This is a genomic window from Arthrobacter sp. D2-10 (assembly GCF_054161285.1).
In genome coordinates this window covers 1,437,041-1,452,172 of sequence record NZ_CP096431.1, presented here as the reverse complement: position 1 = coordinate 1,452,172, position 15,132 = coordinate 1,437,041, and the positions used below count along the sequence as shown (strand labels likewise).

Genomic DNA, 15,132 nt, shown 5'->3' with positions numbered 1-15,132 from the left:
TCACCACAATTTGTGTTGCGCCCGCTGGTAATGCATCGGGACGGTGCTACCGCCGAGTCGGGTTCGTTCATACTGCCGGTCCACCTATGATGAATAGGTGCGCGGGGCGGAAGATCCTGCGAATCCTGCGATCTGTGGCATCTCAAACGTTAGGTATTGGTTCAACAAGTGCAAGTTGTGAGCATCAGCAGCCTCAAAGGTGGGGTCGGCAAGACCTCGGTCACTCTGGGACTGGCATCGGCGGCACTGTCCGCCGGGATTCCCACACTTGTTGTCGACCTCGACCCGCACGCTGACGCAACAACCGGCCTCGGGGTTCAAGCCAATGACCAGACAGATATCGGTCGTCTCCTGAAGAACGCCCGGCGGGGAGATCTCGCGGCAAACGTTGTGCCGAGCGGTTGGGTCAGCAATGCAATCAAGCGCAATTCGAGCAACGGAACGCCGGTGCTTGATGTGGCGATGGGATCTGCCTACTCGGGCATCTATGACCGACCCGACCTGGGTAAGCGCGACCTGCGCCGCCTTGCCACCCTGCTGGACCGGGTTGAGGGGTACCGGCTGGTCCTCGTCGATTGCCCGCCGTCCCTGAACGGACTGACCCGCATGGCCTGGACGGCGAGCAACAGAGTCCTCCTTGTTGCCGAGCCCGGCCTGTTCTCCGTCGCCGGCACCGAGCGCACCATGCGCGCCATCGAACTGTTCAAGAACGAATTCGCGCCGAACCTGACGCCTGCCGGAATTGTGGCGAACCGGGTACGCACCGGTTCCAATGAACACACATTCCGTTTGAATGAAATGAAGCAGATGTTCGGCGACCTGCTCTTGACCCCCACCATCGCAGAGCAGGCCAACTGGCAACAGATCCAGGGCGCAGCACATGCGGTACACCACTGGCCGGGCGAGTCGGCCAAGCAGGCTGCAGGATACTTCGACGATCTGCTGCGCGCGCTGCTGGACTCCGGTCGCATGCGTAACCGGGTCGCCCGCCGCTAGGCGCTCAACCGCTATGACGCTCCGCCGGTAGGAGGCTCAGTCCGCTATGACGCTCCGCCGGTAGGAGACTCAGTCCGCTATGAGGCTCAGTCCGCTAGCGGGTTCAGTTCGCGCCGTCGTCATGCTCAACCGACAGCGTTGCAATCATCTCCGGACACCAAAATGCCCCGCTCGCGGCGGGGCATCGTGTTGAGCAGGGTCAGCTGATCTTGCGCGCTGCCCGTCGCTTGCTGAGTTCGTCATCGGGAAAATCCTGGTCCACGGCGTGCTCACTCGGCAACGCTGCAAGGCTTCCTTCGACTTCCCGCCACACACGCCCGACGGCGATACCAAATACTCCCTGTCCGCCCTGGACAAGGTCGATGACTTCATCGGCAGAGGTGCATTCATAGACGCTGGCGCCGTCGCTCATCAGGGTGATCTGGGCAAGGTCCTCCACTCCGCGCTCCCGCAGGTGTTCCACTGCACTGCGGATCTGCTGAAGGGAAACGCCGGTGTCCAGCAACCGTTTCACTACCTTGAGTACCAGGATGTCCCGGAATCCATAGAGACGCTGTGAACCGGAGCCGGAAGCACCGCGAACGGCCGGTTCCACGAGGCCGGTGCGAGCCCAGTAGTCGAGCTGGCGGTAGGTGATGCCCGCAGCCTTGCATGCTGTCGGTCCGCGATAGCCCGCGTCCTCATCGAGCACAGGAAGGTCTTCGGTGAAGAGCAGGCCCTGTGCGCTGGCGGGTATAGCTGCACCCGTAGCGGCTGCGTTGGAACCCGTGCCGGCGTCGCCTTTCGGACTCACGTGTTGCCTCCTCGTTCTGGTTCCCGGGGGGAAGTGGCACAAGCCGAGGTCCACAGGGGGATTAAATGGATGTCTGCCCTGAGTTTACAGCTAGTGCAATGGGAACTGTATGCTTCGACGTTAGATCCCCGGGTGACCGAGGTCAAAGATGCCGCGCATAACAATCTCAGCGTGTCGCTTTCGGCTACTTCTCAAAATCTTCAGGCTCGACATCCGCAAGAAACTCCCGGAACTGCTTGAGCTCGCGCTCCGCGTTGGCCTGGCCCTCCTCGGATGAGTCTTCGTCTCCGTCGCTGTCGGCCTCGGTGATCTCAACGCCGGTGTCCTGCATCACCTGCGGTGCACAATAGATCGGGCAGGGTACGCGCAGGGCGATGGCTATGGCATCGGAGGCCCGGGAGTTCACTGTTGTGCCGTCCTCGAAGACAACCTCGGCGTGGAAAACGGTGTCTTCCACCCGCACGATCCGGACCTCTGTCACTGCGTGATTGAGGGCAGCGACGATGCTCACGAGAAGATCATGTGTCATTGGCCGCGGCGGAATGATGCCCTGCTGCACGAAGGCAATGGCGCTAGCCTCGGGCGCACCGATCCAGATCGGGATGTGGCGGGGACCTCCCGCTTCCTTAAGAAGGACGAGCGGCTGATTGGACGGTAGCTCGATGCGAACGCCTACTACATCCATCTCGATCATGTCTGCCTCCTAGTTTTCCATCCGTGCGATCTGGCCTTGGACGAGGGCACTGTGGAGGTTGAGGCAGAGCTCGCTGATTTCACGGGCAGTTTCCGCCGCCCGGGCCTTCGATGCGACATCGCGGCGTGAGGCGACCGGGGCGACGACGCGCTCAACGAGACCCAGTTCGCGATCTGCTGCTGCTCGGAAAGGACGGAGGTGCCGAGGCTCGATTCCATGTGATTCCAGCTGGACGCAGGCACGGGTGATCTTCAGTGCGTGCTCGTCGAAGCGGCCTTCGACTTCTGAGATGAGCCCGAAAGCCATGAGGTCCCGAATGAGTTCCGGCCGGGCGTTCGCTTCCGCGGCGAGGGTTTCCCGGGTCAGTCGGCGGGCGTGTGACCCGAGCTCACGGGCAAGCTGGTCGGAGACCATCCGAGGAGCGAGGGTAAGGCCCCCGGGCAGGCTCTCCGGCTTCTCTCCCCGATCAATCGCGTCCAGATAGTCCTTGATGACCTTGAGCGGAAGGTACTGGTCGCGCTGCAGTGCAAGAACAAAGCGCAGACGTTCGACGTCGACCGGTGTGTATTTCCGGTAGCCTGCGCGCGTGCGCTGCGGAGTAATGAGGCCTTTTTCTTCCAGGAATCGAATCTTGGATGCACTGATCTGTGGAAAGTCCCCAGCCAGTTCGGTGAGGACCTCCCCTATATTCAGGACGTTCCCGCTCACACGCTCCGGGGCGATACCCACAGGTCGCCGGGACGGCTGGGAGGAGGGCATGAAAGTCCCTAGACCCGACCCTGCGACTGCGACACGCTCCCGGCGGCGTAGAAGGTAAGGCGGAACTTGCCAATCTGAACTTCATGACCGTTCCGCAGCACAACACTGTCAACGCGGTCATTGTTCACGTAGGTGCCGTTCAGGCTGCGCGAGTCAACAACCCGGAAACCTTCCGGACCACGGCGGAACTCCGCATGCTTACGGGACACCGTGACATCGTCAAGAAAAATGTCGGCGTTTGGGTGGCGCCCAGCGGTGGTGACGTCCTCGTCCAGGAGGAATCGTGCCCCGGCATTAGGACCTGTGTGGGCAATCAGCAGCGCGGACCCGGCGGGAAGTGCCGCAACAGCGGAACGTTCCTCGCTGGTGAGACGCGGTTCAACGGTAGGTGATGCAGACTGCGGAGGCAGCCCGATGGTGGTTGTCTCAGGCGAAGGCATATGCGATCCCGAAGCGTCCTCTGCGGCTGCGTTGTTATCGCGTACCATTTGAAAAATCCTTCCCCAAAACACGTGGCCAACCGGTCTCCCGGCTGGCCACATTACATTTGTCCCAGCCGGTGACTCTAGCCTACCTGCTGTGAGTATTCCGAAGAACTGAGAAGTTCCTCAACCACCGAGCGGTCCTCAACCTTGATTTCCAGCAGCCAGCCATCACCGTACGGATCGGAGTTGATCAGGGCAGGATCGCCGTCGAGCGCTTCATTGCGCGTGACGACTTCGCCGCTCACCGGCGCATAGATATCGCTCACGCTCTTGGTGGATTCAACCTCGCCGACGACGTCGGACGCCCCGATCTTCGAGCCGGCCTCCGGCATCTGGACATAGACGACATCCCCAAGCGCGTCTTGGGCGAAATCGGTAATGCCGACACGGACAACTCCATTGTCGTCGGGTGTGGTGACCCATTCGTGTTCGGCGGTGTAGTAAAGGTCTTCGGGAATGTTGCTCATTGTCGGCCTTTCATGGGCACCGGACGAATAATTTGTGCAAAGCGATGGAATAAGCGGCGGCCCCTTCTCATTCGATCCGGGGCCTCAGGATCGAGTATAGGCACAGTGACAGTGCCGCGCGTCACCCTCTGCCCCAGGTCCGCTCGGCATCCTCCGGCACGTGCGTGCGTGGCGTCCATGGCGTTTGAAGTGTGCATGCGACAGGATCGACCTATGACTGATTTGCCCTTTCCGATTCAGCCAATGCTCGCCAAAGCCGTCGATGCTGTGCCGGATGCCGACAGCGTGCCCGGAGGCCTGAGTTACGAGCCGAAGTGGGACGGCTTTCGGGCCGTGATACACGTCGAGGACGGCAAGTGCGAGATTGGTAGTCGCGGCTCAAAGACGCTCACCCGTTACTTTCCGGAGCTGGTTGATGCGCTGCTCGAGAACCTTCCCGAGAAGTGCGTGGTCGACGGCGAGATAGTGGTGCGTCGGGGAAAGGCCGGCGCCGAGCGGCTGGACTGGGAAGCGTTGTCGCAGCGCATTCATCCGGCGGACAGCAGGGTGAAGCTCCTCGCGAAGGAGACGCCGGCGTCGTTCATTGCGTTTGACCTGCTAGGGATCGACGATCACAACCTGTTGGACGTCCCCTTCGCGGAACGACGGAAGGCTCTGGAGGGCATCGCTGAGACATTCTCCGAGCCTGTGCACCTCTCGCAGGTAACGGACGACGTCGAACTGGCGCGGCGCTGGCTTGTTGAGTTCGAGGGAGCCGGACTGGACGGTGTGGTGGCCAAGCCGCTGAGCGCCGGGTACGAACAGAACAAGCGCCGCATGCTGAAGGTGAAGCATCACAGAAGTGCTGATGCGGTGGTGCTCGGTTATCGGGTCCACAAGAGCGGCCAGGGTGTTGGTTCACTCCTTCTTGGGCTCTACGACAACAATGGCGAGTTGCGAAACGTCGGCGGTGCATCTGCCTTCTCGGACAAGCGCCGACTTGAGTTGATCGATGAGCTGGAGCCGGACGTCATGCGTGACGATGACGGTGAGATCATCCGCGGGGAAACGGATCGCAGCCGTTTCGCTTCGGCGAAGGACGTCTCCTACGTACGGCTGCATCCGCGGCGGGTGGTTGAGGTCCGCTATGACCAGATGGAGGGCGACCGGTTCCGCCACACAGCGCAGTTTGAGCGATGGCGGCTCGACCGCGAGGCGCGCAGCTGCACTTTCGAGCAGCTGGAAATTCCGGCTGCTTACGACCTGAGCAAGGTGCTCGCCTAGCTTCATTACACCCGCTTGTGGATAACGCGTGGGGTGTGAGCGGCTCTGGTTAGGATGGGTTGCAGCTCACACGTTTACATATGGTCGGGGAATTCATGGTTCAGTCTCACGTGGCGTGCGCCCTAGCTGGTGCTGCCCTTTCAGTACTTGTTCTTACCGGATGTCAGAGCAGCCCCGGCGTAGCACAGACGCCTACGGACTCTGGATCTCCGTCGGCGTCAGCCACTGCATCCGAGTCGCCGTCCGCTGCTCCAACTCCAACGCCATCCCTCGCCTCGGCCGAGGGGCCGGCCGTGAACATTCCCGTTCCGGAGAAGCCCGCACTAGCCGACGAGAACTCCGTCGAAGGCCTGGAGGCGTTCACCGAGTGGTGGTTCGAGCTAGCAAGTTATGGATACGTAATGAATGATGTTGAACCATTGAAGGCAGTGACCGACCCTGGGTGCCGCACTTGCAAGAACATAGAAAGGTCAATCGCCGAGGTATATGCAGAGGGCGGATGGATGAGCGGCGGAAACCTTACAGTCGACACCTTCGACACGAAGTTCGAGGTGAATCTACATGGCGCGGTAGATGCATACGTCTCCAACCGCCAAGCACCGATCAAGGTATACAGTGCTTCCGGCAGCCTGATCAATGAGATCGATGAACACATCGACAAAGAAGCTAACCTGTTTCGCGCGACTTTCGAAGATGGTGCCTGGGTGACGGTTGACTACGGTTCGATCGAGATCGCAGATGAGTGAAAGCACGTACCGACTCAGTCTTTGTCTCGCCACTACGCTCGTCATATCTGCCTCACCTCTGACCGTGTCTGCCCTTGCTAACTCTGGTGCACCGAGCCCCGGCATCGCAGACGATCGAGTTGAGGTGACCAATCCAGGGACGACTACCGACTTGGATTCAGACGAGAACGCAGCTCCCATCGAAGCAACTCCAACGGAAGCTAGCCCAGAACCGTCATCCAGCGTCACCTACACCTACGAGCGCGTTTGTTTGCAGGGAGTGGGCGACTTCCTTGACCCGGCGGTATGCGTGGCAATTGATGCACAGTGTGATGCCGAACCAGACGGAGCGATGGTCGAATGGATCGCCATAGACAGTTCGACTACTCCCCCAACTGAAACAAAGACCGGCGAGCGATCCTGCCTCTACCCAGGATCCCCCGCGCCCGAACCTCCCAACGGCGGAGAGGCAACGGAACCCGAGGTGGTGATTACGCTCGAGGATTTCCAGAGCCAACCAATCATCGCTGCCACGATCGTGTCCGAGCCGAACAACTTCGGACTCCTCGGAGGAAACAACAACGTCTGGGCGGATGTCGAGGATCAGGAGTTCACCTTCGAAACCCTTGGTGACAGCGTACGTATCCGGGCCTGGCCTGTAGCTTACGACTGGAACTACGGGGACGGCACCACCAAAACCACGCAGACGGCAGGTAACTCAGTGCCCGAAGCCGACTGGCTTCTCGTAGAAACTCCCACAAGCCACGTCTACGGCGCGACCGGGGACTATAACGTCGTTCTCACCACCCGGTTCAACGGTGACTACTCGGTCAACGGTGGTCCCTGGATCCCCATCGCCGGGCAAGCCGCAGTCCAGTCGGAACCGCACTTGATCAGTATCTGGCGTTCCGACAACCGGTTGGTGGACGGCACCTGCGCTGACAACCCGAGCGCCTGGGGCTGCAAGTAGCCGGCTACTTGTCCTTCTTCGCCCGGCTGGGCTGAACCCTCGGCGGCTCCCCCGGCATCTTCGGGTAGTCGGGCGGGAACGGCAACTCGCCGAGCCCCGAATCCAGGTCACGCTGCCACCAATCCAACAGCGTGTCGATCGTGCCGGGCTTCTCATGGAAGGATGCCCACGGGTCGCCGACCGTCCTCAGCCTCTCGGGCACCGTCAGGATCGTGAAGTCCTTCGGATGCACCCTCTCCAGCTCGTCCCAGGTGATGGGGCAGGACACAGGTGCATGCGCCAAAGCCCTCGGACTATACGCACCCGCTATAGTCCGGTCCCGGTTCGCCTGGTTGAAGTCAACGAATACCCGCTCCCCACGCTCCTCCTTCCACCAGGACGTGGTGACCTTGTCGGGCATCCGACGTTCCAGCTCACGCGCGGCAGCAATAACAGCATGCCGCACGTCGAGGAATTCGCGTACAGGCTCAATTGGAGCGTAGACGTGGATCCCACGGTTTCCGGACGTCTTCAGGAACGCGGTAAGGCCCGCTTCTTCGAGCACCTTCCGCAACTCGATCGCTGCGGGCACGGCGTCGTCGAAATCCGTTCCGGGCTGCGGATCCAGATCGATGCGCAGTTGATCCGGATTGTCCGAATTGTCAGCTCTTGATGGCCACGGGTGAAACACGACCGTATTCATCTGGGCCGCCCAGACCGCCGCAGCTGGCTCATCGATCACCAGCTGCGGGTGGGACCGCGCACTTGGGTATTCGACCTTCACCGACCGGATGTAGTCCGGCGCACCCTTGGGAGGGTTCTTTGAGAAGAACTGCTCGCCGTCGATGTTGTCACCAAAACGCTGAAGGGCCAGCGGGCGGTCCCCGTTCGCGGCGATGAACGCATCGCCCACGTCTATCAGGTACTGCGCCAAGTCGAGCTTCGTCAGGCCTAGCGCGGGCCACATGACGCGGCTGGGACTGGAAATCCGCACTTCACGCGTGCCGTGCGGACCTTCAACAGATAGGACTGTCGCTTCGGATGCCATGGGTCCAACATACTCCGGAAGGCTGCGTGCACGGCCGGCGCGGCACGCCGTCGTCGTTCGTCACGCTGGGAGGATTACACCGATGGGTTCACGCTTCTCGGCCTGGAACCTGTCCTCCGTCCGGCCTGCCGCCCAGTAGCCGGAAAGCGACAACTGTTCCTTAAGGAGTCCGCGCTCTTTCAGGAAGACATCCCGCAGGGCTTTCATCGACTCACGCTCCCCGTGCGCGAAAACCTGCACTCGCCCAGCGGGCCACGGGTATGCGGACACTGCGTTGGCGAGCAGGAACTTCGTCGCATCGTCCCGCGCGTCCCGGCGTACCCACACGACCTCCACCCCGCGCGGTGTGGCCAGCTCGATCATGTCCTCAGAGCTGCCGCATTCCAGAAAGACGACGCCGGCCGCGTCCTCCGGTAGCGCCTCGAGGGTCGCTGCTATCGCCGGCGTCGCCGACTCATCCCCCACAAGCAGGTGCCAGTCGGCTGTAGTGTCCGGATCGTAGGCTCCGCCGGGCCCCATCAACGCGATCTGATCTCCCGGCTTCGCCCTTGCTGCCCAGGGACCGGCAAGACCCTCATCGCCATGAACTACGAAGTCGACGTCAATGGTCCGATCCGCGGGGTTGATGCGACGAACGGTGTAGGTGCGGGTGACCGGAACATCCTCGGGCGGAAGCTGCTCCCGGAGGCCGGCGAGATCGTACGGCGGTGTAAGACCCAGCTCCGGCTTAGCGAACAACAGCTTCACGTAGCTGTCCGTCACATCCTTCGGCTGAAATTCGTCAAAGGCCGGTCCGCCCAGCGTCACCCGGACCATATGCGGTGTCACCCAGGCGGTGGCGAGGACATCGAAGACAAGTTGCGGGCGCGGCGGCCGGCTGGGACGAGGGGGCGTATCCATACATCCAATTTCTCACGAGCTGCCCTCTTTCGAGGAAACCATGTGATGTGCTGACGCTTGCCACATCAATATCTGCGTGATCATATATATGACATGTCTCTTATGCACTCGATTCTCGGTCTGTTGGACGTGCGACCGATGACCGGCTATGACCTCAAAAAGGCCTTCGACGGCTCAGTCGGGCATTTCTGGAACGCTGACCAGGCGCAGATCTACCGGACGCTATCGAAGCTGAGTTCCGACGGGCTCGTTCACGTCAGTGTTATTGCACAGGAGGGTCGCCCCGATCGAAAGGAGCACCGGCTCACCCAGGCCGGGCGCGAGGAGCTTTCCCGGTGGTTACGCTCCCCCATCCCCGAGGAACCCTCCCGTGAACCGTTCCTTGCGCGAATCTTCTTCGCAGGGAGTGAGCAGGACCCTGAGCTGATCCGCGCAATCATCGGCGCGCGGCGCACGGCAGCGCACCAACAGTTGCAGTCACTGACCGCAGTCGAGACATCCCGCGCATCGCTAGCGGATCGATTGCGCGCTGCCACCCTCAACAACGGCATACAGCACATCAAGACCGAGCTCTCATGGCTCGATGAATTGGAGGAGGCACTCTGATGCACGTCGCTGAATACGCCCGGGCTTCAGAAGAGAGTGTCCTGTTCCTCCACGGCGGCAACGTGGCGGGCTGGATGTGGCATGAACAAGCGCTCGCACTTCCGCAGCACCACAGTCTTGTGCCGGATCTTCCGGGTTTCGGTGCCTCAAACCTTCTGCCCTGGACAACGCTCGAGGAGGTGGTGGATGCCCTGGCTCGCGTCGTAACCGAACGAGCACATGGCGGTCGGGCACACGTCGTCGGGTTGTCCTTGGGCGGTGTTCTCGGCGTTCTGTTCACGGCACGGTATCCGGAGCTGGCGAAAAGTACTTTCGTCAGCGGTGCCGCCATCAATGGTGTCAAGGGCATCACGCGAGCCTTGGGCCTGGGGCAGGTTCGGCTGTGGGGGTCACCGCTCTACTGGAACGGCCTTGCCAGGGCCTTTCGACTGCCCGGGGACTCAGTGGCACAGTTCGTCGTCACCGGCACAGGCATAGACCGTTTGTCAGCTCTGCGCATGATGACGCAGGTCTACGACGGCCTATCTGACACCGACATCGCAGGACTCAGCAGGGCCAGCTTCCCTATCCTCGCCGTTGCCGGCGAACGTGAGCCCAAACTCGTCAAGGACTCCCTCACCCGCATCACCGACTGCGCACCAGGCGCAGCTGCCCGTCTGGCACCCCGCATGCATCATGTGTGGAGCGCTGAGGACCCGGAGCTTTTCCACCGGGTTCTGCTTCATTGGCTTACCCGCGCTGAGGCATCCGAGGAGCTTCTGCCCCTGGCACTGGATTCTCCTGCCCCCACGCCGTAGTTCCCAACTCCTGAAACGACAAAACGCTTGGTGGAACCATTGGTTCCGCCAAGCGTTATCTGTCGGGATGACAGGATTTGAACCTGCGACCCCTTGACCCCCAGTCAAGTGCGCTACCAAGCTGCGCCACATCCCGATCGGCGCGGACATCCGTCCGAACCACCTGAAGAATCCTATCCTATCGTTGCCCCGACAGACGAACCGACGCTCCCCGGATAGGTCCTCAGACGTCTACTTCTTACGGCCGCGCTTCTCGCGAACGCGCATGCTGACCTCAATGGGTGTTCCTTCAAACCCGAACGTCTCCCGCAGACGGCGGGTGATGAACCGGCGGTACCCCGGATCGAGGAACCCCGTGGTGAAGAGAACAAAGCGCGGGGGACGGGAGGAAGCCTGTGTGCCGAAGAGGATGCGAGGCTGCTTACCTCCGCGTACCGGGTGGGGATGCGCGGCAACGAGTTCTCCGAGGAAGGCGTTCAGCTTGCCCGTCGGAATGCGCTTGTCCCAAGACTCCAGCGCACGGTCAAGAGCGGGCACCAGACGGTCCTTGTGCCAGCCGGTCTTCGCCGAGATGTTCACGCGGGGTGCCCACTCGACGTGCGCCAGGTCCTGCTCGATTTCCCGTTCCAGGTAACGACGGCGTTCGTCGTCGAGCAGGTCCCACTTGTTGAAAGCGAGAACCAGCGCGCGACCGGATTCAATCGCGAGGTTCAGGATGCGCACATCCTGCTCGCTCAGCACCTCGTCAACAGCAAGGAGGACGACGGCGACCTCCGCCTTCTCCAGCGCGGACTGGGTCCGCAGCGAAGCGTAGAAGTCCGCGCCCTGCTGCATGTGCACGCGACGGCGGATGCCGGCCGTGTCGACGAAGCGCCACACCCGTCCACCGAGCTCGATCATCTCGTCGACGGGGTCGCGGGTGGTGCCGGCCAGCGGGTCGACGACGACACGCTCGGACCCAGCCAGCTTGTTCAGCAGCGACGACTTGCCGACGTTCGGGCGGCCAATCAGCGCGACGCGGCGCGGACCGCCTGAGCGCTCCAACCCGCCGTGCTCAGAGAACTCGGGCATGATCTCAACGGCTTTGTCCAGCATGTCCGCCGTACCGCGGCCGTGCAGTGCCGAGACCGGCATCGGCTCACCGAGACCAAGTGCCCACAGCGCAGCGGCGTCTGCTTCGTTCTGGATGTCGTCGACCTTGTTCGCCACAAGGATCACGGGCTTCTTCTTGCGCCGCAGCATCCGCACCACGGCTTCATCGGTAGCTGTCGCGCCAACAGTTGCGTCCACGACCAGCAGCACAGCATCCGCCAGATCGACGGCGGCCTCGGCCTGGTCGGCAACGCGCGCATGGATGCCGCGGGCGTCGTGCTCCCAACCACCGGTGTCGACAAGCGTGAAGTTGGTGCCGTTCCAGGTTGCCGAGTACATGACGCGGTCACGGGTGACGCCCGGGGTATCCTCTACGACAGCCTCGCGACGCCCCAGGATGCGGTTCACCAGCGTGGACTTGCCCACGTTCGGCCGACCGACGATTGCGAGGACCGGATCGAGCCGGACCGGGGCGTCGTCGTCGTAATCTCCCAACTCCTGCGCCAGGAGGGCGGCGTCCTCCTCGTCCAGTTCATAGTCCTCCAGACCGGCGCGCAGCGACGCTGCGCGGCGCTCAGCCTCAGCGTCATCCAGGGCATGGATGTGCTCGGCTACGGAGTCTTCGCCGGTGGGCTCGTACTCTTCCTCAAGTCCGGTCTGGTTTTCGCTCATATTCGCGATCCTTCGTTTTATTGGTGGGCGACGGTGCGAACTACGTCAAGCACCGCCGTCACTGTCTGCTCGAAATCCAGGTCCGACGAGTCCACGGTTACTACGCCGTTGGCGGCCTGCTGAAAATTGACCACGGACGAGTCCTTGGCATCGCGTGCCAGGACCTGCTGCTTGAGCTGCTCCGCAGTCTGGCTACCGCCGAGCTGGTCCCCGCGCCGCCGCAGCCGTGCTTCCTCGCTTGCGGTCAGGAGGATGCGCACCTCGGCGTCGGGCGCGACGACGGTGGTGATGTCCCTGCCCTCGGCCACAATGCGGTGGTGCGAGTCAGAGATGATCTGCCGCTGCCGGCGGATGAGCTCGCTTCGGGCTCCAAGGGTTGTGGCGACCGCGCTGACGGCCTGCGTGACACGCGGTTCCCGGATTGCATCGGTGACGTCAATCCCGCTGATCAGCACCGATTCGGTGTCCGGGCGGGTGCTGATGGACAGGTCCAGCTCGCGCGAGGCACGCTCCACTGCACCGGCGTCGGACAGGTCCACGCCCTTCTCGAGGCAATGCAGGGTCACCGCGCGGTACATGGCTCCGGTGTCCAGGTACGCCGCATGGAGCTGGCGGGCAGTCTCCCGACTGACGCTGGACTTACCCGAACCGGACGGCCCGTCGATGGCCACGACCAGGGACTTCCCCAGTCGGAAGTGGGCGAGAGATGCGGTCACTGAACTACCTTCCATCCGCGGTTGGTGAGGAACTCAGTCAGCTCGTGCCGCTTGCCGGGCAGCACGGATATCTCAGCCAACCCCACCTGCCGCTCGGGCGAATGTTCCAGCCTCAGGTCCTCAAGGTTGATGCCGGTGTCACCGATCTCGGTGAGCAGCCGGGCAATCTGCCCCGGAATGTCATCCACCAGCACGGTGAGCCTGGCGAACGCTTCCGGCGGCGTGCCGTGCTTCCCGGGGATGCGCGCCTGCCCGATGTTGCCCTCGGCCATCAGCTGCGCCATGTCCAGCCGTGCGCCTTCACCCAGCGGGTTCTCAAGAGTGCCGATCAGCCGGTTGAGGTCTTCACGAACTCCATACAGGATGTCCACCAGGCGGCTCGCGTTGGCGGACAGGATCTGCACCCACAACCGGGGATCGCTGGCGGCAATCCGGGTCACGTCCCGCAGGCCGTTTCCGGCCAGCGAAAGGGCATTGGCGGGGGTGTCCTGCAGCCGGCTCGCCAGCAGGGACGACAGCACCTGGGGCAGGTGCGAGATGACCGCTACTGACTGGTCATGTTCCTCCGCGGACATGCGGGAGACGACCGCGCCGAGGTCGATCGCCAGCGCCTCGGCGATGCGCACCGCCTCCGGGTCGCTCAGCGGAGAAGCGCAGATCACCCATGGCATGGAGGTGAACAGCTCGGCGCGGGCAGCTACCGGCCCCGACTTCTCCCGCCCCGCCATGGGATGGGTGCCTACGTAGCGCGGGAGGGCGACGTCGTCGACTGTTTCTGCTACTGATTTCAGCACTGCGTCCTTGACGCTTGCGATGTCGACGACGACGGCGGCCGGGTAGGCTGCCAGAGCCTCAGAGACCAGCGCGCCGGTTACGTCCGGCGGCGCGGCGACCACTACAAGCTGCGGCGAAAACGTCGAATCGGCCGGGTCGAGCGGACGGCCGGCGCCGATGTCCTGTGCAACAGCTTGCGTGGACGGCGAGATGTCGGAGAGCACGACGTCGATCCCCCGCGCGCGCAGACCAAGCCCGATGCTGGCGCCGAGCAAACCTGTGCCGATGACCAGCACAGGCCCGGACAGGTGTGTGCCGCCGTTTGTCACGGTCATCCGCTACATCTCCACGGCGGCCAGGAGGTGCCCGACTTCCTGGCGGCCGAGAACGCGGATGCTTCCCTGGCGCTGATCGCCTACACGGATAGGACCGAACTGCGTACGAACCAGACGCTCGACCGGGTGGCCGACGGCGTCGAACAAGCGACGGACCACGCGGTTGCGGCCGGAGTGGAGCACGACCTCGACGAGTACGTGCCCGGGGGTGGAATCGACCAGGCGGAACGAGTCAACCTTCGCGATACCGTCCTCCAGCTCGATGCCCTGCTTCATCTGTGCGCCGATGCCGTGCGCCATGGGTCCGCGGACCTGCACCAGGTAGGTTTTGGGAACCTCGAAGGAAGGGTGCGTGAGGCGGTTGGTCAGCTCGCCGTCGTTGGTCAGCAGCAGCAAGCCTTCAGTGGCGGCGTCCAGACGACCGATGTGGAAGAGACGCTCACCCTTGCGGTTTTTCAGGTAGTCGCTGATGCATGGTCGGCCCTCCGGGTCCTCCATGGTGGAGACAACACCCTTGGGCTTGTTGAATGCGTAGTAGACCATGGTCTCGTTCAGCTGCAGACGGATGCCGTCGACGTGGATCACAGCGCTCGACGCGTCCACGCGGACTCCCAGGTCCGTCACGATGCTGCCGTCGACCTCAACACGGCCGTCCCGGATCATGTCCTCGCACACACGGCGCGATGCGACGCCGGCCGAGGCCATGACCTTCTGCAGACGGACACCATCGGGATCGTGCACGTCGAGGCGGTCAACCGGCGGAGCCTTGGGACGCCGCGGACGGTGCACGGCGCCAAGGTTGCGGCCGAACCGTTCCTTGCCGAAGGGTGCAGCACCGGCGGATGCGCCCTTCTGACCGCTCCGCGCTGCCTTGGGCGCACCTCCCTTGCCTGCACCAGCGGCACCCTTGGCGCCGGCGGTACCCTTTCCGGCACGCGAAGGCTTTCCGGCACCGGCGTCTCTGCCTGTCTTTCCCGCAGGGTCAGAGGCAGGGTTACGGCCGGCGCGGTTCCTTCCGGATCCGGAGCGAGGCGCCTGTGTCATTGAAAATCCTTAGCTGT

17 protein-coding genes and 1 tRNA gene are annotated in these 15,132 nt (G+C 62.7%); 6 read left to right on the top strand and 12 right to left on the bottom strand.

Annotation, left to right across the window (positions count from 1 at the left end):
* Positions 1-168: 168 nt before the first annotated feature.
* On the top strand, positions 169-996 hold the full coding sequence (locus M1D74_RS06790) for a ParA family protein (protein WP_309123691.1): 828 nt from the start codon (positions 169-171) through the stop codon (positions 994-996).
* 199 nt (positions 997-1,195) lie between these two features.
* On the opposite strand, the gene M1D74_RS06785 is transcribed toward M1D74_RS06790, so the two are convergent.
* The 5 genes from M1D74_RS06785 to gcvH all read right to left on the bottom strand — a co-directional run bounded on the left by M1D74_RS06785 (position 1,196) and on the right by gcvH (position 4,194).
* A complete protein-coding gene (locus tag M1D74_RS06785; protein ID WP_309072683.1) occupies positions 1,196-1,789 on the bottom strand; it encodes a MerR family transcriptional regulator in 594 nt (197 codons plus the stop codon).
* A gap of 184 nt (positions 1,790-1,973) precedes the next feature.
* Positions 1,974-2,483: a bifunctional nuclease family protein gene (locus tag M1D74_RS06780; protein WP_309072684.1), complete on the bottom strand. Its 510-nt coding sequence runs from the start codon at positions 2,481-2,483 to the stop codon at positions 1,974-1,976.
* Positions 2,484-2,492: 9 nt separating this feature from the next.
* Positions 2,493-3,242, bottom strand: coding sequence for a transcriptional regulator FtsR (gene ftsR / locus M1D74_RS06775; RefSeq protein ID WP_309072685.1), 750 nt, complete (start codon positions 3,240-3,242; stop codon positions 2,493-2,495).
* A gap of 8 nt (positions 3,243-3,250) precedes the next feature.
* Positions 3,251-3,730, bottom strand: a complete 480-nt coding sequence (locus M1D74_RS06770; RefSeq protein WP_309072686.1) for an FHA domain-containing protein — start codon at positions 3,728-3,730, stop codon at positions 3,251-3,253.
* Positions 3,731-3,807: 77 nt separating this feature from the next.
* Entirely contained in the window at positions 3,808-4,194 is a 387-nt protein-coding gene (gene gcvH, locus M1D74_RS06765; protein WP_309072687.1) for a glycine cleavage system protein GcvH, read from the bottom strand.
* Between the two features lie 213 nt (positions 4,195-4,407).
* On the opposite strand from gcvH, the gene M1D74_RS06760 reads away from it, so the two are divergent.
* The 3 genes from M1D74_RS06760 to M1D74_RS06750 all read left to right on the top strand — a co-directional run bounded on the left by M1D74_RS06760 (position 4,408) and on the right by M1D74_RS06750 (position 7,152).
* A complete protein-coding gene (locus M1D74_RS06760; RefSeq protein ID WP_458116929.1) occupies positions 4,408-5,457 on the top strand; it encodes an ATP-dependent DNA ligase in 1,050 nt (349 codons plus the stop codon).
* Between the two features lie 293 nt (positions 5,458-5,750).
* Positions 5,751-6,203, top strand: a complete 453-nt coding sequence (locus M1D74_RS06755; protein ID WP_458116928.1) for a DUF6318 family protein — start codon at positions 5,751-5,753, stop codon at positions 6,201-6,203.
* 151 nt (positions 6,204-6,354) lie between these two features.
* A complete protein-coding gene (locus tag M1D74_RS06750) occupies positions 6,355-7,152 on the top strand; it encodes a hypothetical protein (RefSeq protein WP_458116927.1) in 798 nt (265 codons plus the stop codon).
* Between the two features lie 4 nt (positions 7,153-7,156).
* Here M1D74_RS06750 and ligD read toward each other — a convergent pair whose 3' ends face one another.
* Together ligD and M1D74_RS06740 are read right to left on the bottom strand one after the other, a co-directional pair.
* Positions 7,157-8,179: a non-homologous end-joining DNA ligase gene (ligD, locus tag M1D74_RS06745; RefSeq protein WP_458116926.1), complete on the bottom strand. Its 1,023-nt coding sequence runs from the start codon at positions 8,177-8,179 to the stop codon at positions 7,157-7,159.
* 60 nt (positions 8,180-8,239) lie between these two features.
* On the bottom strand, positions 8,240-9,079 hold the full coding sequence (locus M1D74_RS06740) for a siderophore-interacting protein (protein ID WP_458116925.1): 840 nt from the start codon (positions 9,077-9,079) through the stop codon (positions 8,240-8,242).
* Positions 9,080-9,172: 93 nt separating this feature from the next.
* Here M1D74_RS06740 and M1D74_RS06735 point away from each other — a divergent pair, with 93 nt between their 5' ends.
* Both M1D74_RS06735 and M1D74_RS06730 read left to right on the top strand, forming a co-directional pair.
* Positions 9,173-9,685, top strand: coding sequence for a PadR family transcriptional regulator (locus M1D74_RS06735; RefSeq protein ID WP_458116924.1), 513 nt, complete (start codon positions 9,173-9,175; stop codon positions 9,683-9,685).
* On the top strand, positions 9,685-10,482 hold the full coding sequence (locus M1D74_RS06730) for an alpha/beta fold hydrolase (protein WP_458116923.1): 798 nt from the start codon (positions 9,685-9,687) through the stop codon (positions 10,480-10,482). The genes M1D74_RS06735 and M1D74_RS06730 overlap by 1 nt, the downstream gene beginning before the upstream one ends.
* 62 nt (positions 10,483-10,544) lie before the next feature.
* On the opposite strand, the gene M1D74_RS06725 is transcribed toward M1D74_RS06730, so the two are convergent.
* The 5 genes from M1D74_RS06725 to M1D74_RS06705 all read right to left on the bottom strand — a co-directional run bounded on the left by M1D74_RS06725 (position 10,545) and on the right by M1D74_RS06705 (position 15,115).
* Positions 10,545-10,618, bottom strand: a tRNA-Pro gene (locus M1D74_RS06725).
* A 95-nt stretch (positions 10,619-10,713) separates the two neighbouring features.
* Complete coding sequence (gene der / locus M1D74_RS06720) at positions 10,714-12,246, bottom strand: ribosome biogenesis GTPase Der (protein WP_309071167.1); 1,533 nt, start codon at positions 12,244-12,246, stop codon at positions 10,714-10,716.
* Between the two features lie 17 nt (positions 12,247-12,263).
* On the bottom strand, positions 12,264-12,962 hold the full coding sequence (gene cmk / locus M1D74_RS06715; protein WP_309071168.1) for a (d)CMP kinase: 699 nt from the start codon (positions 12,960-12,962) through the stop codon (positions 12,264-12,266).
* The gene (locus M1D74_RS06710; protein ID WP_458116922.1) at positions 12,959-14,071 is read right to left on the bottom strand and encodes a prephenate dehydrogenase; all 1,113 of its coding nucleotides are present in this window, start codon (positions 14,069-14,071) and stop codon (positions 12,959-12,961) included. Before M1D74_RS06710 ends, cmk begins: the two co-directional genes overlap by 4 nt.
* Positions 14,072-14,074: 3 nt before the next feature.
* Positions 14,075-15,115 carry a pseudouridine synthase gene (locus M1D74_RS06705; protein WP_309071170.1) on the bottom strand — a complete coding sequence of 347 codons (1,041 nt, stop codon included), beginning with the start codon at positions 15,113-15,115 and terminating at the stop codon, positions 14,075-14,077.
* Between the last annotated feature and the right edge of the window lie 17 nt (positions 15,116-15,132).

Coding starts and splice junctions, on each gene's coding strand:
- M1D74_RS06770 (WP_309072686.1), bottom strand. CDS start 3,730: ATGGTACGCGATAACAACGCAGCCGCAGAGGACGCTTCGGGATCGCAT.
- M1D74_RS06780 (WP_309072684.1), bottom strand. CDS start 2,483: ATGATCGAGATGGATGTAGTAGGCGTTCGCATCGAGCTACCGTCCAAT.
- der (WP_309071167.1), bottom strand. CDS start 12,246: ATGAGCGAAAACCAGACCGGACTTGAGGAAGAGTACGAGCCCACCGGC.
- ligD (WP_458116926.1), bottom strand. CDS start 8,179: ATGGCATCCGAAGCGACAGTCCTATCTGTTGAAGGTCCGCACGGCACG.
- M1D74_RS06735 (WP_458116924.1), top strand. CDS start 9,173: ATGTCTCTTATGCACTCGATTCTCGGTCTGTTGGACGTGCGACCGATG.
- M1D74_RS06705 (WP_309071170.1), bottom strand. CDS start 15,115: ATGACACAGGCGCCTCGCTCCGGATCCGGAAGGAACCGCGCCGGCCGT.
- M1D74_RS06710 (WP_458116922.1), bottom strand. CDS start 14,071: ATGACCGTGACAAACGGCGGCACACACCTGTCCGGGCCTGTGCTGGTC.
- M1D74_RS06740 (WP_458116925.1), bottom strand. CDS start 9,079: ATGGATACGCCCCCTCGTCCCAGCCGGCCGCCGCGCCCGCAACTTGTC.
- M1D74_RS06730 (WP_458116923.1), top strand. CDS start 9,685: ATGCACGTCGCTGAATACGCCCGGGCTTCAGAAGAGAGTGTCCTGTTC.
- M1D74_RS06760 (WP_458116929.1), top strand. CDS start 4,408: ATGACTGATTTGCCCTTTCCGATTCAGCCAATGCTCGCCAAAGCCGTC.
- gcvH (WP_309072687.1), bottom strand. CDS start 4,194: ATGAGCAACATTCCCGAAGACCTTTACTACACCGCCGAACACGAATGG.
- ftsR (WP_309072685.1), bottom strand. CDS start 3,242: ATGCCCTCCTCCCAGCCGTCCCGGCGACCTGTGGGTATCGCCCCGGAG.